Origin of the sequence: Chryseobacterium ginsenosidimutans (assembly GCF_024807225.1) — a bacterium.
Classification (GTDB): domain Bacteria; phylum Bacteroidota; class Bacteroidia; order Flavobacteriales; family Weeksellaceae; genus Chryseobacterium; species Chryseobacterium ginsenosidimutans.
On the sequence record NZ_JANUCO010000001.1, the window covers coordinates 3,501,603 to 3,523,918 of the forward strand.

Sequence of the window (22,316 nt, forward strand, 5' to 3'; positions counted from 1 at the left end):
AATTATATTTTCTTCTTATTTTTATTAAATACACACCTGATCTGTAACAGTAACTTTGTGTTGTTTAGCAGATACCAAAATCGATTTCGGATCTACTTCGATTAAAGATTGTTTTTGTAAAACATTATTCACCAATATGTTTATCTCATCAATATAATCTACATAATACAGTTGCTCCAGATAGTTAATAAGCTGATTGACATTTAGTTTCACATTAAAATCAATATCTTTAGTGTCTGTAAAAGCCCAAGGTGATATGTATTTTTTAATATCTTCGTCTAGCTGTTTGGTATAAAATGTTTCGTCGTACTGTGCAAAGAATTTCACCTTTGCTTCTACTTTTGCTTCTTTATAATTGGGATTAATCACCTGAGCGGTAACATGCATCGTATTTAATTCATTTACATAATTCTGAATTTTATTAAGACTCGCTCTGCTTACTCTTGGCTGATAAACATCAAAAGCATTTTTATTTTGAATATTCGGAACTACCATCAAGGTTACATGACCGGGAGCCATATAGGAAAGTTCAGAAGTATGGTTTAGACATTTCACCTTAAAGACTTCCGGGAATTCCTGTAATACCAAATGCTCGTAATCCCATTGCGTAATGGCTCTGTTTTTATGTCTTAATCGCTCACTTACACGTCTGTAAAACTCGGTATCCGTTTCTTTATATTGCCCATCAAACGAATTGTAAGGCTGGCTCACCGATTTTACCTGAGGAACTCTCGTGATCAGTTTAGTAATGGTATTGGCTTCCAATCCGTTATTTAAATGAGACAGATCATTGTCCTGATTCTGGAATGTTGCCAAAACAGCTTGCGTATAAATTCCCTGAATTTTACATACCGCATCATAGCTTCTTTTCGTTTTCGCTCTGATCCAGACCAATCCGTCGGTAAATCTTGTATGGTTTGTATTGATATCTTTAGAAATTTTGAACTTTACAATACCCGATTCCAAAAATCTTCTGGTTTCATTCTGCAGGATATCACCCGACAGATCCATCCATGTATTATTTGAAAGGATGCTCCATTCTATAAACTCTTTTTCCGGGAAAGTATCCACCAAAGGGTTTTCGCTTCCTTCCAGCATTTGAATTAATAGCGAAACTGTCGTTTGTGGTGTCGCTTCCAGACCGATGTATAATTCACCTCCATTTTCGTGTACAGGAACAATATTCTGTGTTTTTACTTCTTTTTCGTATTGTCCGAATACATCTTCATGATACAGTTGTACTCCTTCACTTTTTGAAGCTTCACCGTCAGAATCTTTACTTAAATAAGAGTATGCATTTTCCTTTGCACTGTAATTCAGCTCGATATCTTCAGCAAAAGGAATATAAGGCTCGTTTGGAATCAGTTTTTTATAGGTCGAATTACTGGATAATGCCAGTGTATATAATTTGGGGTATACATCCTGTAATGACGACTGGTTCAGCGTTAATCTGATAGACTCGCTTGTACCCGACTCATCACTCAAATTATTGATAGAAAATTGAGCTTGATAGCCGTTTTCTACTTTTTTAAATACATCAATATCATTACCTTTTGCATACCAAATTTCTTTGTCTAATAGCGCTGTATCTGCTTTAAAATAAGCATCAGAACCTACAATTGATGAGGTTTCCAACGCTTGAAAATCTACCAAACTGATATTTTGATTAGGCTGAATTACATAGGCGTTGTATAAATCTTTTATAGAATCCGGAGTATTTTTCCAATTGATGGTGATGTCTGCATTTAGCCATTTTTTAGAAAACATTTCAGGACATTTAATGTAAAAATTAGATCCTTTAATCGGCTGTGCAGTGAATGGATAATAAGGTTTTTCCGAGTTTAGTGCCCCGTTATCGTTTTCTATCTGAATCGATTTTACTCCTTTTACATCAACCGATATTGCTATGTTTTTTATTAGTTTTTCTGAAAGAGCTTCGTAAATATCGTAGTATTTTTCTCCTTCAATCATAAACCTTACAACAGGGAAGTTTGTCTGAAACGTTTCTAACAACACTTTCTTATTGTATTTTACCACTGCAGGAAAATCTTTAGGTAGCGTAAAAGAAAGTTCTAATCTTTCTTCTTCGTTTTTAATACATTTTAAAACGATTCCCGATAACCATTCTTTTTCTCCACTACAAAGCACTTTGATATTGTTTTCGATATATTCTATCGGAAGATTTTGTAATTTCTGAGTCGAATTTTTATTAAAATCTATGGCAAGAGTTATCGTTCTTTCACCTTCTTTTAAATCAAATAATGATGACGCCACCGAAAAACCTAGTTTAGCTTTTGGAAGTTCTTTATAAATAGATTTTTTTTCTACAATGGTTTCATCAGAATTATATCCAAAAGGCCACCAATAATTGCCGTTTTCCGGTAATTTATCACCCAATCCATCAGCAGTATTTGCTTTTGGAGCCATTTTCAGTTCTCTTTTTTTGGCATCATTCAGAAAACTTTTAACCTCGACTACTTTTGCCTGATTGGCAATAAGCTCATCGCCTGTTTTGTAAACCAGTTTTTTTCCGTTGGCGTCTTTATTACCATCCAGCAATGTGCCGCTCGGAATTTTTTCCTGAATTGCTTTTTTTGCCAATTCAAAAATCACATAAGCTTTGTCTGATTTAGCATCATTTTTTTCGATTTGGAGTATTTCGTTATAATAGAAATCCAAATGCCTTTTGGTTAAATTATTGAAGGCTTTTTTTGAGAAATCCAATAACTTTAAAAAGCAAACAAATAATGTTAAATGAGGGGTCAAGTTGCTGTCTTGTTCAAACTGGGACATAAGATCTGTAACCTGTTTTTTCATACTTTTATACTCCACGCTTTCTCTTCTTGGAATAGCATCGGTATCATCACCCAGGAAGAAGTTTCCCCAGTTTCCTTGTGGTGTTGTATTATCATCTTTGTCAAAATAGTTTACACGCTTAGCAAAATTGTTTGCGAACAACAGCCAATCAAACAGATCGAAATCGTGTAATTCAAGATTGCCCGGATCTAATTCTGCTAAAAAGCGCTGCATTTGTGATTTTCCTTCACGATAATGTGAAAATGTATCTGTTTTTTTCATTTGTTTATATTTATCTTTCTATGGTCAGATGCAATACTTATTGTAATGTTGGTAGTATTCAAAATGGCTACAGACATCCCGTAATTCATTATATTTCAGTAGCTTCCCCTTTATAAAAAGGAAAAACAATATTGCTTCTTGTATTCGTATTTCTTACTTCGTAGTCAATGTGTATCAAAACTTCACCTTCAAGCTCATCCTGAGTGTCAATTTCAATACTTAAAATGTTTATTCTAGGCTCATGGTATAAAATGGCACGCTCCACGATTCCTTTCATTTGAGTGATAAGCGTTAAGTCCAGTGGTTTGAAGAGCATTTCCTGCAAGTCGCATCCGTAGTTGGGGAACATTACACGTTCGCCCGGTCGTGTCGACAATAAAATAATAAGACTATTATTGATGTCTTCCACATCTGTGGTCATTGCCAGTTTTCCTTCAGTCTCATTAAACTCAGGCGGAAAACTCCAGCCTATTCCTAAAAAATCTGTATTTATTTTCATACGTTATTTGTATTGTATTTAGTTATAGCATCTTGCATCTGTAACATAGAGTTTTAGTTTTTCTAACTGTTTTGTTATGGATGTTTTACATTTTTATTTTAAGCAGATAACATTTAAATAATGGTTTATGATGGTATAAAACCTATTCTTAAATATCATCCGCCAATTAAAACAGTAGCTTCACCTGCAGCTATTACGCCTCCATGAGCGGTAGAATCTCCCATTCTTGCGGCTGGTTTCCCGCCTATCATTACACTTGAAGATCCTGATGCAATCGTATCTGGCGGACCTGTACATACTGCTTTGTCTCCCACTCTTGCGGCGGGTTTTCCTCCGATCAGTACGGTAGGTTTCTCCTGCGGGAATGATGGGTCCTCCTACATGGGGAACAGTTCCCGTTACCATAGGACAGGTATGCATGTCTGTAATTCTTGCTGCCGGTTTCATGATTAATTAATTTTTACTTGAGATCCTTTTACGACTGTTACTGCTCCTGATTTAAGCTCAGAACCTGAACTGCCTTCTGCTTTTAACTGGGCACTTGCTTTAATGTTGATATTGGTTCCTTCCATCGTAATGTCGCCTTTTGCCTTGATTTTGATGTCTTTGCCGCTTTCTATGCTAATCCCATCTTTATTAAGCGTAAGAATATTAGAATGCTCATCTTCTATTTTAATGATGTCTGCATCTTCATCTAAAATCAATTTTTTGCCTTTTGGTGTTTCGAGCGTGTATGAGATTTTATCGTCATTAAAAATCATTTTCATTTCGCTTCGGGTGACAAATCCTTTTTCGTGATTATCATCAGAAGCTACAATGGGAGCCGGTTTTGCGCTGCTATTCAACATTCCAAGTACCACTGCGTCATTGGGATCGTCATTAATAAATCCGATGATGACCTCATCTCCGATTTCCGGTCTGAAAAACGAACCTCTGTTTTCTCCTGCATCCAGCGTAGCTATTCTTGCCCAAATTCCCTCCTCTTCGTTGTTAATGATTGGGATTTGTACTAAAATTCTGTCTTCGCCATCCGGATCTGATTCTAATTGTGATACGATACCGATATGTAATCCGCTGATGGAAGGCATAATTCCTGAACCGGGCATTTCGCTGACATCATAAGTTTCTGAAAACCATGTCGGAGAAAGCCCGAATTGAGCATCAACCAACCAATTTCCATCAGCTATTTCGTGACGAATACCTGTAACGTATATTTTTCCGTTAAATCTGTTTCCTACTCCTTGCAATGTTAATAAAGATCCTATTTCCAAAGGAATTCCTTGGAATTGTACTCTTCCTTTTGTTTTTGCTAACTGTTGGAAGGTTGCTTTCGCATCGCCCCATTCCTGCAACTCGCCCTGAGTAAGATTTCCGCCGTGCTTAAGCTGAAGATCTTCAATTCCGAAAACATCGGCTAAATCACCGGATGAAAGATTTCCATTAAGATTAATTGCCGGATCCTGAGCTTCAACTTCTGTAAGCTCCTGATCGGTATAGCTCCATGTTTTGGCTGTAATTTTGTTGAATTGATCTCTTGCATCAATTTCTCCGTCAAATTCATGTACAGATGATCCGTAAACCACTGTTTCTACGGTTTCACCACTAAAATCAGGCTTAGCAATTTTAATCGTTCCATCTTTAACAAAACAAAGCTTACCGTTTGCCTGTGCTCTGGTTAACATAAAATCCCAATCGGAAGCTCGGTACTGAACCAGTTCTTTATGTGAGTTTGAAGTCGCTTCAACATCGGCAGTAAGTCCGCTATTCCCAATAAGCTCTTCCATGATATCGCTGTCTGTGCTTTCGTAGAAATATTTGCTTTTTCTTCCTAAAGTCATTTTTACCGCCTTATCTCTGCATTCTACAATCAGGTAAGAAGAACCGTTTCTGATTTTTATATTGTGTTTTACGACAACTCCTTTAAAAATAGTTTCTTCTTCAGAGTGATATCCTGCAGTGATCTCAATTTCTTTCCCAGGAATCAGCAATTCTTCATTGCTTAGCTTAAAGTCTTGTTCCGGCACACTTCCGTCTAAAATAACGATGCGGGCATAAGGAATTCTGTTGACTTCTTTTTCCACCACAATGCTTTTCACACCGTACTTACCCGGCAATTCTGTACCTCCCGACATCACTTTAAAAGTTATTAAGTCTGGGGTTTTAGCCGTTTTTATGTATCCGCTGTTATTCATGTTATAATGTTTTTTCTAAAGGTGGAAAGTATAGCTGATCTCCGGGTGTTAACTGTCTGAAATTGATAAGATTATTTATTTTAGCTACTTCTAAATAGTATTTAGAATCTCCATAAATTCTTTCAGTCATTAAGGGTAATGTATCTCCGTCTTGTATAATTCTTTTGTGCGTTACATCTGGAGACTCAAATTTCTTCTCTGCTGCTTCCAGCTTGGGACTGATTGATTCGCTAAACTTTGCTTTTCCGATAGCTCTCAAAGGCTGTCCTTCGTTGTCAAACAACTTATATTCTACAGTAAATTCTGCTAGTACTCCTTTAAATTCAAAATCACCCCAATTAAGAATAACATTATATGGTTTATGTATAGGACCGGCAACCTTTCCTGTAGCCTTATAAAAACCATCGACTTGATCTTTTACAGATGTTTTTTTAAAAGCTTTCCCTTTAATTTTATTGATAAGTTTGTTTCCAGAATAGGCTTCTGTAACTCCTGTACCATCAAATAGAAATTCTAATTGTAAATCGGTTGAAGGTGATGCGACATATTTTGCATCGGTTTTAGCAGCTCCTGGTAATAGTGGAGATTCAAGTTCTGTTTTATAAGTTACAGAATAACCTGTAGGATTGATAAAAGCTGTAAAAGCGCCATCCTCAACTCTTTTGTCATAATCGGCATTCTCAAATGTCGCGATTGTTAATTTTTGAATTGCTCCTCCCATTATCTTTCTTTTTTACGATGTTCAATATTTACTACCTGCTCTACACTTTCGCTAATTGCCCGCATGATTTGTGCTTCATCTACCGAAGCGGTAGTAGTCGTTGCTGCTGCTTTTTCGTCCACATTTATTTTAATGTGAAGCTCTTTTATTTCTATTGGCATTTCGTTTGTTTTTAATCAATTATTAATATTCAAAACATTAACAACCAATGATTTAACATGTTTATTTTTAAAAATCTAAGCACATAAAGAGTGTGTTCAGTCTGTGATAGACCAATCTGTTGTTATTTATCCGAAAAATTCGATGAATGTTATCTGAAAACTAACACACTTTCCCGTGCTTAGATTAGATTTAGAAATTACAAGCCTAAGCTTGCTAACGATGTGGGTATTGTGAAATATCTATATTTCAGTTCTATTGTTTCAATAGCAAGTTTGCTTTCTTCTGCGTTGAACTCCGACACTTCCCATTTTACAGGGTAAGCTCCAACTACGTTCCAGACCATTAAAGGTGCTGTAGACTGAAGTCCTCCTGAAAGAGTAACGATGAGGTCTCTGGGTTCAAACTCGAAGTTTTCCATGGCATTTCTACACCAGCTTATCAATCCGGAACTTACGATTAATCCTCGTTTAAGAACTAAATTTGGATATTTTGGACGCAAAGGAAGTTGATGAACAAATCTGTTTTCGCCTCCTTCGGCATATTCTTCAGTTCCAATTTCTGTTGATAAACCAGATATAGACTGAAATCTGGAGTCAATACCCTCTGTTGTCGAGATCCCATTAACAATAAAAGAGAAACTAGTTGGAGGATATAAAAGAGCCATGATTAGTTATTTTCAATAGTTAATCCTTCGTGCGCCAATTCTAAAGTTTCAATAGCCACCTCGTTACCTTCAGCTTTCAAGTCTGTTGATTGTAATTTAAGAGGGAATGCATTTTTCACTTTCCAGGTAACTGCAGGTTTCTCCGTTTTCGTCTAAAAGAGAAATCGTAATCGATCTTCTTTCTACCGTATTCAATTGAATTGTTTGAAACCATGCAAAGAATTCATTATCACTTTTGAAAGTTCCTCTCTTTAAAGTAATGTTATTGAAAACTTTCAAGCCCGGCATTTTAATTTTGCTAAAGTCTGGACTTGCGCCGTGTCTATACTCAATTAAACCTGCTTCAACATTCAAGCCGCTTACTTCCTGAAAACCGATTTTCTTCCCGCCCCAATCTACTTCAAAGGCAAACTTTACTAATGGATATGTACTCATAATTATTTATATTTATATTTATATTTATATTTATATTTATATTTATATTTATATTTATATTTATATTTATATTTATATTTATATTTATATTTATATTTATTTGTTATTTAGTTTAATTGATTTTATGATTCTTGTAATTTGTGTGAAAAACGCAACACAATAAATTCAGCAGGACGTACCGCAGCCATTCCTACTTCAATAATCATTCTTCCTTCCAAAATATCCTGAGCAGACATTGTTTTGTTCAAACCAACGCTTACATAATAAGCTTCTTCAGGCTTGCTTCCAGCCAATGCACCGTCTTGCCATTGTTGATTAAGGAAATTTTCGATCATTGTTTGTACACGGATCCAAGTATTAGCAGTATTGGCTTCGAATACGAAACGTTCAGTCGCTTTCTTCACAGATTCTTCCACCATGTTGAAGAAACGACGTACAGAGACATATCTCCACTCATTGCTGTTCCCGTCCAGTGTTCTTGCGCCCCAAACCAATGTTCCTTTTCCTGTAAAAGTTCTGATTGCATTGATTGATTTTCCAGCAGTTGCATCTACGTTAAGATTTTCTTGATCTTCATGAGAAATTTTCACCATTGGTGCTACTACATAGCTTAATCCAATGTTAGCTGGTGCTTTAAATACTCCGGAAGTACTGTCTACTTTAGCATAAACTCCTGCCATTGCTGATGATGGAGTCATTACTACTTTTTTAGACTCAATTGCTGCTTTAGCCAGGTTGTACAATTCAGAATCATTAGTTTTCCAATATTCTAAAGTTTGAGCTCCAACAGTAATAGCTGGATCATAGTTGTAACTTAAAATTGTTTCTAATTTTGGATAATAAGCAGCACCGTATTTTAAGTTTTCGCCACTATCTAAATTATCTCTAAAATCATCAACTGCTTCACCATCGTTTCCTACAACATCCATAATGACAAATCTGTCTTTCATAAGCTCTGCATGCTGTAAAGCCTGTCCGTACAAATCATAAGCTTCATTTCCTAAAGCTTCCGCATCAGGGAAAACAATAAGAGTAGGCTCGTCTTCTTTTTCTAAAGTATCAAGACCGTCTTTCAACTCATCAAAATCTACTGCAGTCGGATAACCTACAGCGTCTCCTACAGAAACGATATAACATGGTCCGCCGCCATTGGCAAAATACATTTGCATAGCATAATACATTTTGAAAGGACTAGGTGACAAAGTCGCAGTAACAGCTCTAGGCTTAACTGTTGGAGTTGTAGTCGCCGGAACTATAGTAAAAGTAAAAGCTTCATTTTTTGCTTTTCCGAAAATCGTTTCGTACTCCAACATAGAAGAGATTCTTGTCGGTTCATTTTTTGGCCCTTGTGCTGTATATCCGATAAAAGCAGGAATAGCCGTTTCTACTTGTGCTACAGATGGTGGGAATTTTGCAATTTCCTCTACGTAGACTCCAGGTGTTTTGTAATTCATTTTTTTTAAAATTTAATGTTAATAATTAGTTATTTTCAATAGTTAATCCTTCGTGCGCCAATTCTAAAGTTTCAATAGCCACCTCATTACCTTCAGCTTTCAAGTCTGTTGACTGTAATTTTAGAGGGAATGCATTTTTCACTTTCCAGGTAACTGCAGGTTCTCCGTTTTCGTCTAAAAGAGAAATCGTAATCGATCTTCTTTCCACTGTATTCAATTGAATCGTTTGAAACCATGCAAAGAATTCATTATCACTTTTGAAAGTTCCTCTCTTTAAAGTAATGTTATTGAAAACTTTCAAGCCCGGCATTTTAATTTTGCTAAAGTCTGGACTTGCGCCGTGTCTGTACTCAATAAGACCTGCTTCAACATTCAATCCGCTTACTTCCTGAAAACCGATTTTCTTCCCGCCCCAATCTACTTCAAAGGCAAACTTTACTAATGGATATGTACTCATAATTATTTATATTTATTTGTTATTTAGTTTAATTGATTTTATGATTCTTGTAATTTGTGTGAAAAACGCAACACAATAAATTCAGCAGGACGTACCGCAGCCATTCCTACTTCAATAATCATTCTTCCTTCCAAAATATCCTGTGCAGACATCGTTTTGTTCAAACCAACGCTTACGTAATAAGCTTCTTCAGGTTTACTTCCAGCCAATGCACCGTCTTGCCATTGTTGATTAAGGAAATTCTCGATCATCGTTTGTACACGGATCCAAGTATTGGCAGTATTGGCTTCAAAAACGAAACGTTCAGTCGCTTTTTTTACAGATTCTTCTACCATGTTGAAGAAACGACGTACAGAGACATATCTCCACTCATTGCTGTTCCCGTCCAGTGTTCTTGCGCCCCAAACCAATGTTCCTTTTCCTGTAAAAGTTCTGATTGCGTTGATTGATTTTCCTGAGGTTGCATCTACGTTAAGCGCATCTTGCTCTCTGTCAGAAATCTTTACTGTAGGTGCTTCTACGAAGTTTAATCCTAAGTTTGCCGGTGATTTCCATACTCCGGAAGTACTGTCTACTTTAGCGTAAACTCCTGCCATTGCTGATGATGGAGCCATTACTACTTTTTTAGACTCGATTGCTTTTTTAGCCAGGTTATAGAAGTCAGAGTTTGTTGATTTCAATCCTGCTAAAGTTGTGACTCCAGATGCACCGGTCACTAAAACAGCAGCATCGTTAAAATCATAACTCAATACTGTTTTTAATTTCGGATGATAAGCAGCTCCGTATTTTAAGCCTGTAGAAAGCACTTTATTTCTAAAAGCAACATCATCTCCAAGAACATCCATAATAACGAATCTGTCTTTTAATAATTCTGCCTGATCTAAAGCTTTGTTGTACAGCTTATAAGCATTTGTAATAGCATCATCAACATTTGCAGCAGTAATCTTTGTTAAGTTAGCGTCAACAACCGCAAAAATTGCATTAGCTGTTGCAGCATCTGATTGTGCATCTGCTAAAACTTGGTTAGCTTCGGCTAATTCTTCGGGTGTAGTTGCGTCTTCAACTGCTTCCTCTGCATTGTCAACTGCTGTATTTGCAAGGTCTTTAGCGTATTGAGCAAGATCTTTGGCAGTTTGTGCTGCTGCTACATCAGCAGAAGTAGCTACTAAACCTTGAAGATCAGGGAAAACGATAAGGGTAGGCTCGTCTTCTTTCTTTAACAATTCCAGACCGTATAATAAAGTTCCTGCTGTTGTAGAATTTCCTACAGTCACCTGACCGCTATAATCTCCTACTGAAACAATATAACAAGCACCTCCGCCATTTGCAAAATACATTTGCATAGCATAATACATTTTGTAATCACTTACTTTAGGTTGCGTTGCAGTTGCAACACCATCTTTGAAAGCTACAGCAAAAACTTCCGGGTTTGCTTTTCCAAAAAGAGCTTCGTACTCCAACATTGAAGAGATTCTCGTCGGTTTGTTTTTTAGTCCTTCTGCTGTGTACCCGATAAATGCGGGAATAGCTGTTTCAACTTGCGCTACGGAAGGTGGAAATGTTTCCTGCTCCTCCACATAGACTCCAGGGGTTTTGTAATTCATTTTTTAAAAATTTTAAATTAATATTAATTATTCCTCGAAGTAAACCCTTCGAATGTTCAATCATGATTGATTGTGTTTTTATGATTGTTGTAATTTGTGTGAAAAGTTTAATACAATAAACTCTGCAGGGCGCACTAATGCTATCTTAATTTCTACAATCATCGTATCGGTAATATTTTCAGTAATAGGGTCTTTGCTTCCGTAAACTTTTACTTCATACGCTTCTTTCGTAGTATTACCCGCCAATGCGCCATCCATCCATTGTTGGTTTAGAAAATTTTCTATCATTGTTTTTGCGCGTAACCATGTGTAAGATATATTGGGCTCGTTGATAAATTTTCCGAGAGCTTGGCTGATGGATTCTTCAATCATATCATAATAGCGACGTGCATGCACATACTTCCATTCATTATCTGTATCGTCCTCTTTTTTGTCTTTCCCATCAAGGGTTCTTGCGCCCCAAACCAACGTACCTTTTCCTGTAAAAGTTCGAATAGCATTGATTGATTTTCCGGTATCATGGATGTTTAAAACTGACTGTTCCTGTTCGGAAACTTTTTCTGTCGGATCGATTACATACTTAAGACTTACATTTGCCGGAGCTTTCCACACTCCTCTTGTACTGTCTACTCTACCATATACTCCAGCCATTGCTGATGATGGTGGCAATACCACTTTTAAAGATCTTATCGCTTCCTTTATTTCATTGTATAATAAAGAATTGGATGATTCTAAATTTTTAAGAGTTATCCCGTTTGCATTTCCTTTTTCGTCTTTTACTGCGAGAATTGCATTTATTAAGTCATCAAATTCTCCACTAAAAATAGGTGCACTTTCGTCTAAATCATCAGGGATAATAAAATTGTCTATGGTTCCGTCATGTATAGCATCTAATACAATTTTTGCTTCATCAATTGCATCTGTTAAAGCTGTTTTTACATCAGCTGTTTCATTAATTTCTTCTGCAATTGAAATCGCCTGACCTAATAAATCGGCAAGTACAAAAGCATTGGCAGACCCACTTGAGATTTCATCACTTGCTAAGCTTTTTAATTCATCTAAAGCAGCAATCTCATCTGCATAAAAAGTCGCACTATCTTGTCCTGCTTGTTGTAAACCGGTATGTATTATAGCTGTTTCATTTTCATCAAAAGTATAATTCAAAATGGTTTTTAAATGAGGAAAATAAGCTGCAGCGTGGTTAGTTGAGTTTACTTTAGCTCTAAAATGCCCAATGGTATTAAGATTTTCTGATGAGCTTGTAGAATTTCCGTAATAGGTGTCTAAGATGGCAAATCTATTTTTAGTCTCTATTTTTCCTATTGTCTCATTATAAAGATTGTAAAAATCTACTTGAGTTAGCGATACTGCATCGGGGAAAACAATAAGAATCGGATCTTTAATCGCTTTTAGGGTTTCCATCTTATCCAGTCCGTTTTTCAGTGAAGATAGCTGTGGTCCTGCAGGAGCAGAATTATAAGTTCCTACAGAAATAATGTAGCATGAGCCGCCCCCATTTGCAAAATACAGCTGAAGAGAATAGTACATTAAAAATTGTACATCCGGCTCTACAAGGGTTACTCCTTTATCTTTTGTATCTTTTAGCTGGATACTTTCTTTTTTAGCATATCCAAACTTATCTTCATATTCCAAAAGAGAGCTGATTGTAAGCTTTTCATTATTATTATCATTAATATTATAGCCTTCGGGTATTAGCTCAGTGTACCCGATGAATACAGGCATAGCCGTATCTACTAATGTAATTGAATAGGGAAGTTTTGTAATTTCTTCAACTGAAACGCCGGGCGTTGTTGGATTTGGCATGTTTTAAAAATTTAAGTTAAAGGTTATTAGTTTTTATTTTTGTTTTTTTATAATTAATTGACTTTAATGCTTTTTATATTAACTTCATCAATTAATTCAACATTGATTGGGTCTGTAGCCGCAATTTTTATTACACTGATTTTATATAATGCAGAAGGCATTACCTTGCCGCCTAATAATCCCCAGATATAGCTTAGCTGTTCAAAAGGAATGGTGTGCAATTCGATTCTGAAATTGAAACTGTTTGCTGGTGTTGTAGAATCAGTATATCCCAATACATTGTTTGTCTGAAATATTTCAATCACTTTTGAAATATTTATTAAAGCGTTGGAATATCTTGTTCTGTTGGCAGCGATCATTACATATAGATTCAAGTAAGCCGGCGGATTCTCCTTTTTCATGTCATATTGGAGTGGTGTATCGCTTATTTTTGTCTTATTGTACCATGAGCTGTTTTTCATTGTAGATTCTTCCTCAACGCTTAGCAAAGTAATTACTACCTTATTGCCAAGACCTGCAGTGTCGTCGTCATGTTTTGCTATATCATCAACAACAGCGATTTCGCCATCATGGTCCTTTAAACCTTTTACTGAATCATTCAGCTTATCTTTTAAGATTGTTAATACATTATCGATCATAATTTCTGTTCTTAATTATTATGATGCAAACATACAATCATACCCAATCAAAAGACAAATATTTTGAGGCCTCAAACCTGTCTTTGCAGTAAATAGAATTTTTGTTTTTCAATAAATGATGAAAAAACAACCATTATAAAAATCTAAAAATCAGGTATTTAAAATATAAAACAAAAATAAAAGTTTAAATAAAAATTACATTAATCAAAATTCCGTGAAATGTATACGTAAAAATAGGGTGTGGTTTTATCATTAAAAATTATTTTGTTTTAAGATAAAATTGACGGTTAATTAATTACAATTTTTGTGATTTTGAATTCGTTTTTGAAATCAATATTTTTCGCATTTGTTTAAATTTTTATTTATCGATTTTAAATATATGGTCGATAAACTCATCCTTGTCAAGGTTTAAACCTTGACAAGGATTCGGCTGTTGTAGAAAATAGTAATAGAAAGATTTATGTTTAATCTTTTCAGAATAGTAAATTTTGTAGTTATTCTGGACTTTGAAATTATTGACTGCAGCCATAGCCCCGATTGTAGCTTTGTTTGAGCTCATTTTTTTTGATTTTGGCGCGGTGGCTTTGCCGCCGCGCCGAAATCAAAAAAAATAGCGAGTGCGGAAAGCGGGATAAAGCTTCAAAAAAAATTAAATAAGTTCATTGTTTTTCTGATTAGAAACCTCCCCTTTTTGAGCCAAACAATTTCTAAAAATTGTAAACCCGCATCCTCAGGAAATGATTTTGCCTTTTACTGCAAAGACTGAATAGACACGCCTGATAATTCGCAAAATGGATTTTCATCTTCTAATTTTGACCCCAATAATTTAAAACTTTAATCACATGAATATTAAAAAAATCTTTGGCAAGCGCAATGAAATCATTGGCGGTCATTTTAACGAATTACGCTCAAAAATGGGCATGGCAGATCAAAACGAAGAACTTATTTTCTCCCTCAGAGAACAGATTTGTAATGCATGTCCTTTAAAAAACGGCAACAATTGCAACGCTATGAAATGGCTTAATCCTGAAACACTGGAAGTTGTAGATTCTCCAAAAGACGGGTTCATCAGAGGTTGCGGATGCAGATTGAGCGCGAAACAGAGATCAAAGCTAAGCCTTTGTCCTGCAGGTTTTTGGGGCGGTGAATTCAAATAAAATAATTTAACAATTCTAGTATTGTATCATTAAAATCTATTTAAGGTGAAGCAGGATCATATCATTCAGAAAGTATTTGTAGAAATTACAGTAAACAACAAAGAAAAAGCATTTTATATAAAAGATGATATTAATAGCTTTTTGTCTATCGATGTTTTTCCGGAAATAGAAAAGCAAATCAATGCTTTAGAATATAAATTGGCTGATCATACTCTTCAAATCCCACGTTTAGAACTGACTCTGGATGTAAAAAGCAGCTCATTAAATGCTGAATTAAAAGACAAAATTGCTCAACTTTTTAAAGAAGAACTGTCAGAAATTACGAAACCTGTTGAAATTGCAGATCAAGAAACAGAAAGCGATTCTAAAGCATATTTGATTGAAAATCAAGAAAAAATGATCCAGACTTTTATCTATTTTTTAGAAAAAGGATCTATGCCTTGGTGGAATTCGGACAAAAAAGGTGTTTCATTTTTAAAACCAACAGTATTTGAGACTCTGATTTTGTCTGACAACTTCCAAAAAAGTATCATCCCTATTTTGTCGAAACCAAATGTTCAGGAACGAATAATTAATCAACTTTCAAACGAGCAGATTTCACAATTATGTCTGACGGTTTTAAAAAATAAAGACTTAAAAATCAACTTGGAGGTCGATATAATACATCGTATATCAAAACTAAGCCACACCGAAAGACAAATCGTCTGGCGTTTGGTTTTAAGCGCATTATCTGAGTATTTGAAAACATCAAATAGTAATCATCTTCGGGAATATCTTTTACAGCAAATAGTAAAGATAGAATCGGTTTCAGCGGGTTTTTTACAGTCAAAAAACAACCAGCAGAATTTGAAAACAGTCGTTGAGATATTCTCTTTTATTAAAGAAAATGAAGTTCTTGAAATAATCAAAAACAATTCAGAAGACACCTTTGAAAACGCAAAAGATAAGTCTGAAAATGCAAAAGATAACCCTGAAAACGCAGAAGTTTCAACAGAAAAAATTCATAAAAAGAATACAGAAGTTCAAGAGGGATTAAGTAGGAATGACAAAGATTTAAATCAAAACGATGGACAATATGTTCAAAATGCGGGACTTATTTTGATACATCCGTTCATTAAAACTTTTTTTGAACATTGCGATCTTCTGGACACAAAAACCCAGCAACTTACTGATCCTGAATTATGTGCCCATTTATTACATTATATCGCTACCGGAAAAACAAACGCTCCTGAATACGATATGGTTTTTGAAAAGTTCTTATGTAATATTCCGATGAATCAAACCGTTAACAGGCATATTAAACTTTCTCGTAAGCACAAAACGCAAGCCAAAAATGTAATAGAAAGTGTTCTGCACAACTGGAATCCGATGAAAAAATCGTCTGCCGCATTATTGCAGAACGAGTTTTTTCAACGTTCGGGGAAATTGGTTGTCACCGACCACGATTATACTCTTACCGTAGAACGAAAAGCTCAAGACATTTTATTAGATAAGCTTGGTTGGGGAATTGGTCTTGTGAAACTGCCATGGAAGGAAAAATTCATATTTATAAACTGGTAATGGTTGATTGAAAAACTTTTTGCTGTAACTACAGAATCTATCGCTTAAAAAACAGATAATTCTCCCGAAAAAGGGTGAATTTTGAACTTGAAAACCTGAAGTGGCTCATCGCTTCTGATTTCTCATCATCGTTGAAAACCACCTCTGGTTATTCAAATTCTTAAAAAAATTTCACCACACAAGGTTTGATTTTTCAGATCGAACAGGTCTTACATAAAGCACGACAGTATTGTTTGTGCTTTATACACCTTTTAAAATAATATGTAATTAAAAACACCACGTCAATGAAAACAGCAACTCCTGTAGAAAAAGACAATAAAGCCCACCAAAGCCAAAAGAAAAAGCAAAGGCAGAAAGAACCAATGGTCATCCCTCTATCCGAGGTAGAAGTGGTCGGTACGCAAACACAAAAACCTGAAGACTCTTCTGTTAAAACGGGATCGACAAATCCCGTCAACAACCAGCTGAATTTAAATGGTAGCATTCCGGCCGTTCATGGTTCGACTACCATTTATGATCAAGGTTCGGAAATAATGTATGGGAAACTTCAAGAAAGTCTGGCGCAAACCGGCGACATCAATCATCCCGATACCAAAGAGGTTGAGAAAGGTTATATGACGACTTTAAATGTTGATCAAGTAAATGATTATCAAAATCTTAAATCTGGAAATTATCTCCCAAAAACAGCACAAGAACAAGCCGTAGCTTATCAAGAAAATAAAACAAATCAAGACACAAAGCCGAAAGAGAAAACAAAACCAAAAGCAGCGAGTAAAGGCAATACTGATACTTCTTTGGCTGATTTATCTAATTCTCCGGCTACCCAATTGGTTGGTAATTTTAATGCTGTTCAAAATAACAGTACAGCACTTTTAAATAATCAAGCTGAAAAAGCAACAGGCAAACTTCCAAAAGTGAATGCAAAAATAGGGAGTGCTTTTTCCGGATCTAAGGCAAAAAGCAAAGTAAATACAGGTAAAACTGTAGCTAAATCAAGTAAAAAGACAGTAAAATCTACAGCTCAAAAAGCAAAGCCAAAAGAAATTCTTTTCCCGGAAAAGGAGCCTTTGAAAAAAGTAAACTATTCTTTTAATTCAACCGGTGCTAAAAACGGATTTTTTGAAAAACAAGCTCAAAATCAGTTCAATGCCATTAATCTGAATACTTCTGCAATTCCGACAACTATGCAACAAAAAGCACAGTTAGACCTTAATGGAGAAGCTGATACAGAACATTTATCAATCGAACAAAATGATGCTGTTCAGGATATGAGTATCAAAAAAAATCAGGCGGCAAAAGATATTCATAAAGATTATGGTGAAAACAGTATCATCAAAAAGCCAAACGATGAAACACTTAAATCTTCACGTAAATTAACTTCAAAAGCTGTTAAAAAGCAACCTATTGAGGCTCTGAAATTAGAAGGTATTGATGAAGCCAGTATCAATGCTCAATTTGGATCTACTATTCAATCAAAAATAAGTGTCGAAAACGAGAAATACCAAACAGCCGAATTAGAGCATAATCAAAAAGTCTCGGAACAAGAAACAACAGCCGAGACCCAGATAGGAACTGAAAAAGACAAATCTCACAAAAATCAATTAAAATCGGTAAAAGACGCTCAAACAGACGTAAACCAATCGAGAGTTGAATGGCAAAATGCGCTCAATAAAACGGAATCTGACTTTGCAAAAAAATCAGGCGATCACGCAAAAACAACACTTGGCAATATCAAAACCGAAAAAAGCAAAGGCGAAACTACGGCTCAAGGTCATATTAACAAAGCCAACGAAGAAGCGCGCAAGAAAAAAGAAGCTGCAGATAAAGAAGCACAACAGAAAAAAGCAGAAAAGAAAAATGAAAGCAAAGGTTTCTTTGGCTGGTTGGCGGATAAAGCTTCGGCATTTATTAACGCTCTTAAAGATGCGCTTAATTATATTTTCACCAAGCTCAGAGAAGCGGTTAAAGCCATTTTTGATGCTGCCAAAAAGTTAGTTTTAGCAGCATTAGAACTAGCAAGAAAAGCAATTGTAAACTTTATCAAAGGATTTGCTTCATTGTTAAAAGGCTTCTTAGACATTGCTCTGGCTGCATTCCCAGGAATAAGGGATCGACTGAAAGCCAAAATAGACAAATATGTAGCCGCTGCCGAAAAATTGGTAAACCAAACCTTTGAAGTTTTCAAAAAAGCTGTCGTTGCTGTGATTGATTTCTTGGCGGATGCAGTGGATACATTACTGGGAGCATTACAAGCTGTATATAATTTCGTTCTTGATGCAGTTGATACTATTGTTGTAGGAATCATTAAAATGCTTGAGTTTATCCTTGATATAGAAAAGCAATACAATCTTTTCAAAAAATTAATAACCGGAATTCAAGAGATCTGGAATAATCCTAAGATTTTAGAAAATTATGTTATTGGTTTTATAGCTCCATTTATAGAAAAAATTCCTGGAGAAGCGAACAGTCAATTCAAAAAATTCTTTGCTCAGTCAGGAGTTTCATTTGCAAAACATATTACAGGAGTTTGGACTCATCTACAACCTATTTTAGCTTATATGGCAGGTAATTGGTGGGGCGAAATGAAGAAGATGATCTGGTATTTGGTTTGGCCTTTTGCAGAAGGAGGTCCGGTTCGTACAGAAGCGCCTAAATTATGGACACTTATCCCAGAAATATGGAACAATATCTCTAATAATAATTTTAGTAAAGCTGTTGATGGTGGATTGGCTTGGATGCAGACTTTAAATACCGTAGTTGGTACATTTTCGGGTTGGATTACTATTGGAAGTGTTTTAATTGGTGGTATTGTAGGAGCATTTTTTGGAGGAGTTGGAGCAATACCGGGCGTAATGGCAGGATTAGAATTTGCAACAGCAGTAGGCGAAGGTTTATTAATATCAATGTTAGCAACAGAAAGCAGTATTATATTAAAATCTATTTATGACATCCTTACTATTGATGATGACGGTATTGAAGGAGAGGCTATCAAGAAAAAAAGAGAAAGTAATGAAAGTGAGCAAGGTGGCGAACAATCGAAAGATGACAATTCAATTATCAATTACGAAAGTAATGATGTGGAAACCAATCATGATCGTTTGCAATATGCTTACCAACGTATTGCCAATAGTGGGTTTGCATTGGCTATTATTGGGGTATTTATTGCCTTAGGATATTTGGCGACCAATATCGTTAAAGCATTAAAACCTAAGTTCTCGCCTAAAATAGTGAAGTTTAAAGCGAAAGTTAAAAATACTAAATTAGGAAAGGCATATAGTAAATGGAAAGCAAAAATTACAGAGAAGGGATATAAAGATTATCGCCCTGAATGGATGAAGGATAAAGAAAAATCTAGTATTCCAGAAGGAGAAGTAAAACCAATTCAAACGCAGGAAAATACATATGAAGAAAGCATATTCAGACAAGATAATAGACCTTATTCTCCTGAGGGTTCAAAAGAAGGAAGAATAAAATCTCATATTAATGAAGAAGGAAATTTAATTCCTGCAGATAAAAATGGAAATGCTACGATCTCTGATCACGTAAGAGGAAGCGAACCTATGAAAAGCAAAAGTCCTTACACCTCATTCTCCGATGAGGGTCCCGGTATAGGTAAAACCTACGGAGACAATGTGATTGAAGTCGATATCAAAAGATTAGAAGCTGATATTGTTGCGGGTAAAATAAGTGAAGTAGAGGTCTTAAGACCTGAAAAAGTACAGGCAGAATTACAAACCAAAATAGATCAGGCGATGAAAAGATTTGAAGAAAATCCAACGCCTAAAAATCAGAAAAGAGTGGATGATGCGGTAAGAGATCTTAATAACAGTATTAGAGATAAGGAAATTTTAATTAAAGGTGAAATTCCTTCTGATTATTTTAAAGTGAAATCTACTAAAAGTGATATATTTGAAGATGCTTTACCTGAAATTGAAAAAAACATAGGAAAAGGTGTAGAAGGTATTAATGGACAGGCTTTGGTTAAAGATGAAAATAACATTATTAATACATCTAATTCGAAAAAGCCTAGAGATTTTACATTAAAATCAATAAATTCTTTAGCGAAAAGACAGTTATCCATTTTGGAGAAATTACCGCAATCTGGAGATTATATATTTTTACCAAAGAAAAGCGTTTCTATGAAAGATTTGTTAAAATTAACAAATGTAACAGGCGATGAATTTAATATGTTTACTTTAAAATCAAGAAGATTAATTATGAGAGGTAAGGACAATGAAATAAGAGTTCCTAATCAGCAATTTTTAGATGATCTTTTAGCAGGTAAACATGGGAAGTTTTCGGGGCATACACACCCACCTGGAGCTAGTATTAATCCCGGTCCGGCAGATAGGCCATTTTTGGATATGATGAATCAAAGAAGAAGTGGCATTTGGGGAAATACTGTTGATGAACCTTATATTTTTGGTAGCTTACCAACAGATGATGTAATAATTCGATCAGAAATTGACAGAGCAAAATGGCTTAAATACTATGAAAATAACTAAATAACATGGATAATAACGAAATAGACAAATTGATTAATGATGCTAAAAATTTTCAAATTGAAAAGTTTAAAGTATTTCTTGACAGCAGTAATATTAAAGACATTTATAAGTATTGCTTTTCTATTTTTTCTGTCAACACCAAGAAAAGAAAATTTACTTACACAGTTAATATTAATTTTGATATTGAATTAAATGAAAATTTTTATTGGGAAAATACACCAAACGGTAAAAATCTAATTAAGGTTGATGAAAAAACTGGAGCTAAAGAAATTGTAATCAGTTATTCATACGAAGGTGAGTTTATTTACAAATCATATTCTGATTTTTCAAAAAGTGAATGTGTATTTTCAGATTATACAATTGATATAGATGATCTAAAAAATATTTTGAAAAATAAATCATTAGTTACAAATGAAAATTGGATTTCGGAGTTTAATTTTAACAAGAATAATATTTAAAGAAGCAACTGCTAGTACATTAGTATTTTAAAATAATAATCAAATGAATAACGAAATACATAAGCTCCTTTATCACTACCATGAAGAAGGACAAGAAGGACACGATTTAAACGAAGTACAGCTCCTTGAAAAAATAGATTCTGACAGAGTTGAAAAATTAAAATTGCTTCTTCATAATGACGATCAATATATTGCTTATCAGGCAATGCTTATCTTACTTGCGTGGTCTATCCCGGAAGGATTCGAACAGCTTGATCGCTTCATTACTGAAAAATGGGACGAAAAAGAAAACTTTGAACCCCACAGAATCTATAACGAAGATAATGTATATGATGTCATTTCAAATGCATTATATATTGCAACATTAAATGGGAAAAACGAACAGGAATTATATCCTTACATTAAGCAATTTTTAAATCTATACGGTGATAATTTTTTTGAATCGAATCTAAAGAATTTTCTCTTGAAGAAGAATTGCAGACCACTTTTAAAAGAGATAGAACAAGCAATAGAAAGTGCTTTAAACAATAAAAGATATTACCAAGCCAGTCAATTATTTCCGGTAATTGTTTATTATGACAAAAGCACTTTTCATACATATTTAGATATTTTTAGTGATTTAATAAGCCTGGATAATAGAATTGCAGAGAATATAGAAGAGGCAAAAAAAAGCATTTAATAGACTTATATACAACTTGATATAATTTTATTGAAAGCGGTTTTATTAGATAATAAAACCGCTTTCTTGTTATAAAAAATGAAGGAATGAAAACAAAAGGGGAAAAACGGTACATATAAAGAAATAAAATATTAAAAGAATTTAGCAACCAACTGGTGGCAATTCGTTGCTAAATAACCAGAGTTCGGTTTAAGAGAACTCTGGTTAAATATACTCGTGAGTACAATAA

Annotated in this window: 17 protein-coding genes and 2 pseudogenes; 5 read left to right on the top strand and 14 right to left on the bottom strand. The window is 34.9% G+C overall.

Annotation, left to right across the window (positions count from 1 at the left end):
* Positions 1 to 24: 24 nt before the first annotated feature.
* The 14 genes and pseudogenes from J3D55_RS16415 to J3D55_RS16480 all read right to left on the bottom strand — a co-directional run bounded on the left by J3D55_RS16415 (position 25) and on the right by J3D55_RS16480 (position 14,287).
* Positions 25 to 3,078: a baseplate J/gp47 family protein gene (locus J3D55_RS16415; RefSeq protein ID WP_259132572.1), complete on the bottom strand. Its 3,054-nt coding sequence runs from the start codon at positions 3,076 to 3,078 to the stop codon at positions 25 to 27.
* An 88-nt stretch (positions 3,079 to 3,166) separates the two neighbouring features.
* Positions 3,167 to 3,577, bottom strand: coding sequence for a gp25 family contractile injection system sheath assembly initiator (locus J3D55_RS16420; protein WP_259132573.1), 411 nt, complete (start codon positions 3,575 to 3,577; stop codon positions 3,167 to 3,169).
* 155 nt (positions 3,578 to 3,732) lie between these two features.
* Positions 3,733 to 4,024, bottom strand: a pseudogene (locus J3D55_RS16425) (PAAR domain-containing contractile injection system baseplate protein).
* A 2-nt stretch (positions 4,025 to 4,026) separates the two neighbouring features.
* Positions 4,027 to 5,769 (bottom strand): type VI secretion system tip protein VgrG, encoded by a 1,743-nt coding sequence (gene vgrG, locus J3D55_RS16430; RefSeq protein WP_259132574.1) that lies wholly within the window; start codon positions 5,767 to 5,769, stop codon positions 4,027 to 4,029.
* Position 5,770: 1 nt separating this feature from the next.
* Positions 5,771 to 6,490, bottom strand: coding sequence for a CIS tube protein (locus J3D55_RS16435; RefSeq protein ID WP_259132575.1), 720 nt, complete (start codon positions 6,488 to 6,490; stop codon positions 5,771 to 5,773).
* Positions 6,490 to 6,651 carry a DUF5908 family protein gene (locus J3D55_RS16440; protein ID WP_259132576.1) on the bottom strand — a complete coding sequence of 54 codons (162 nt, stop codon included), beginning with the start codon at positions 6,649 to 6,651 and terminating at the stop codon, positions 6,490 to 6,492. Before J3D55_RS16440 ends, J3D55_RS16435 begins: the two co-directional genes overlap by 1 nt.
* 197 nt (positions 6,652 to 6,848) lie before the next feature.
* Complete coding sequence (locus J3D55_RS16445; RefSeq protein ID WP_259132577.1) at positions 6,849 to 7,316, bottom strand: phage tail protein; 468 nt, start codon at positions 7,314 to 7,316, stop codon at positions 6,849 to 6,851.
* A 2-nt stretch (positions 7,317 to 7,318) separates the two neighbouring features.
* A pseudogene (locus J3D55_RS16450) lies at positions 7,319 to 7,751 on the bottom strand (phage tail protein).
* A gap of 122 nt (positions 7,752 to 7,873) precedes the next feature.
* Complete coding sequence (locus J3D55_RS16455; RefSeq protein ID WP_259132578.1) at positions 7,874 to 9,205, bottom strand: phage tail sheath family protein; 1,332 nt, start codon at positions 9,203 to 9,205, stop codon at positions 7,874 to 7,876.
* A gap of 25 nt (positions 9,206 to 9,230) precedes the next feature.
* Complete coding sequence (locus J3D55_RS16460) at positions 9,231 to 9,662, bottom strand: phage tail protein (protein ID WP_054509740.1); 432 nt, start codon at positions 9,660 to 9,662, stop codon at positions 9,231 to 9,233.
* 38 nt (positions 9,663 to 9,700) lie between these two features.
* On the bottom strand, positions 9,701 to 11,266 hold the full coding sequence (locus tag J3D55_RS16465; protein ID WP_259132579.1) for a phage tail sheath C-terminal domain-containing protein: 1,566 nt from the start codon (positions 11,264 to 11,266) through the stop codon (positions 9,701 to 9,703).
* A gap of 78 nt (positions 11,267 to 11,344) precedes the next feature.
* Positions 11,345 to 13,090 (bottom strand): contractile injection system sheath protein, encoded by a 1,746-nt coding sequence (locus tag J3D55_RS16470; protein WP_259132580.1) that lies wholly within the window; start codon positions 13,088 to 13,090, stop codon positions 11,345 to 11,347.
* A gap of 53 nt (positions 13,091 to 13,143) precedes the next feature.
* Positions 13,144 to 13,728, bottom strand: a complete 585-nt coding sequence (locus tag J3D55_RS16475) for a contractile injection system cap protein (protein WP_259132581.1) — start codon at positions 13,726 to 13,728, stop codon at positions 13,144 to 13,146.
* 358 nt (positions 13,729 to 14,086) lie between these two features.
* The gene (locus tag J3D55_RS16480) at positions 14,087 to 14,287 is read right to left on the bottom strand and encodes a hypothetical protein (RefSeq protein WP_259132582.1); all 201 of its coding nucleotides are present in this window, start codon (positions 14,285 to 14,287) and stop codon (positions 14,087 to 14,089) included.
* Positions 14,288 to 14,570: 283 nt separating this feature from the next.
* Here J3D55_RS16480 and J3D55_RS16485 point away from each other — a divergent pair, with 283 nt between their 5' ends.
* From J3D55_RS16485 to J3D55_RS16505, 5 genes are all read left to right on the top strand, one after another.
* The gene (locus J3D55_RS16485; RefSeq protein WP_259132583.1) at positions 14,571 to 14,885 is read left to right on the top strand and encodes a hypothetical protein; all 315 of its coding nucleotides are present in this window, start codon (positions 14,571 to 14,573) and stop codon (positions 14,883 to 14,885) included.
* 45 nt (positions 14,886 to 14,930) lie between these two features.
* Positions 14,931 to 16,445 carry a contractile injection system tape measure protein gene (locus J3D55_RS16490; RefSeq protein ID WP_259132584.1) on the top strand — a complete coding sequence of 505 codons (1,515 nt, stop codon included), beginning with the start codon at positions 14,931 to 14,933 and terminating at the stop codon, positions 16,443 to 16,445.
* Between the two features lie 284 nt (positions 16,446 to 16,729).
* Entirely contained in the window at positions 16,730 to 20,950 is a 4,221-nt protein-coding gene (locus tag J3D55_RS16495) for a phage tail protein (RefSeq protein ID WP_259132585.1), read from the top strand.
* Between the two features lie 5 nt (positions 20,951 to 20,955).
* Positions 20,956 to 21,408 carry a hypothetical protein gene (locus J3D55_RS16500; RefSeq protein ID WP_259132586.1) on the top strand — a complete coding sequence of 151 codons (453 nt, stop codon included), beginning with the start codon at positions 20,956 to 20,958 and terminating at the stop codon, positions 21,406 to 21,408.
* A 43-nt stretch (positions 21,409 to 21,451) separates the two neighbouring features.
* Complete coding sequence (locus tag J3D55_RS16505; protein WP_259132587.1) at positions 21,452 to 22,087, top strand: hypothetical protein; 636 nt, start codon at positions 21,452 to 21,454, stop codon at positions 22,085 to 22,087.
* The last annotated feature ends 229 nt before the right edge of the window (positions 22,088 to 22,316 follow it).

Coding starts and splice junctions, on each gene's coding strand:
- J3D55_RS16470 (WP_259132580.1), bottom strand. CDS start 13,090: ATGCCAAATCCAACAACGCCCGGCGTTTCAGTTGAAGAAATTACAAAA.
- J3D55_RS16420 (WP_259132573.1), bottom strand. CDS start 3,577: ATGAAAATAAATACAGATTTTTTAGGAATAGGCTGGAGTTTTCCGCCT.
- J3D55_RS16435 (WP_259132575.1), bottom strand. CDS start 6,490: ATGGGAGGAGCAATTCAAAAATTAACAATCGCGACATTTGAGAATGCC.
- J3D55_RS16485 (WP_259132583.1), top strand. CDS start 14,571: ATGAATATTAAAAAAATCTTTGGCAAGCGCAATGAAATCATTGGCGGT.
- vgrG (WP_259132574.1), bottom strand. CDS start 5,769: ATGAATAACAGCGGATACATAAAAACGGCTAAAACCCCAGACTTAATA.
- J3D55_RS16455 (WP_259132578.1), bottom strand. CDS start 9,205: ATGAATTACAAAACACCTGGAGTCTACGTAGAGGAAATTGCAAAATTC.
- J3D55_RS16500 (WP_259132586.1), top strand. CDS start 20,956: ATGGATAATAACGAAATAGACAAATTGATTAATGATGCTAAAAATTTT.
- J3D55_RS16480 (WP_259132582.1), bottom strand. CDS start 14,287: ATGAGCTCAAACAAAGCTACAATCGGGGCTATGGCTGCAGTCAATAAT.
- J3D55_RS16415 (WP_259132572.1), bottom strand. CDS start 3,078: ATGAAAAAAACAGATACATTTTCACATTATCGTGAAGGAAAATCACAA.
- J3D55_RS16505 (WP_259132587.1), top strand. CDS start 21,452: ATGAATAACGAAATACATAAGCTCCTTTATCACTACCATGAAGAAGGA.
- J3D55_RS16445 (WP_259132577.1), bottom strand. CDS start 7,316: ATGGCTCTTTTATATCCTCCAACTAGTTTCTCTTTTATTGTTAATGGG.
- J3D55_RS16440 (WP_259132576.1), bottom strand. CDS start 6,651: ATGCCAATAGAAATAAAAGAGCTTCACATTAAAATAAATGTGGACGAA.
- J3D55_RS16475 (WP_259132581.1), bottom strand. CDS start 13,728: ATGATCGATAATGTATTAACAATCTTAAAAGATAAGCTGAATGATTCA.
- J3D55_RS16465 (WP_259132579.1), bottom strand. CDS start 11,266: ATGAATTACAAAACCCCTGGAGTCTATGTGGAGGAGCAGGAAACATTT.
- J3D55_RS16495 (WP_259132585.1), top strand. CDS start 16,730: ATGAAAACAGCAACTCCTGTAGAAAAAGACAATAAAGCCCACCAAAGC.
- J3D55_RS16460 (WP_054509740.1), bottom strand. CDS start 9,662: ATGAGTACATATCCATTAGTAAAGTTTGCCTTTGAAGTAGATTGGGGC.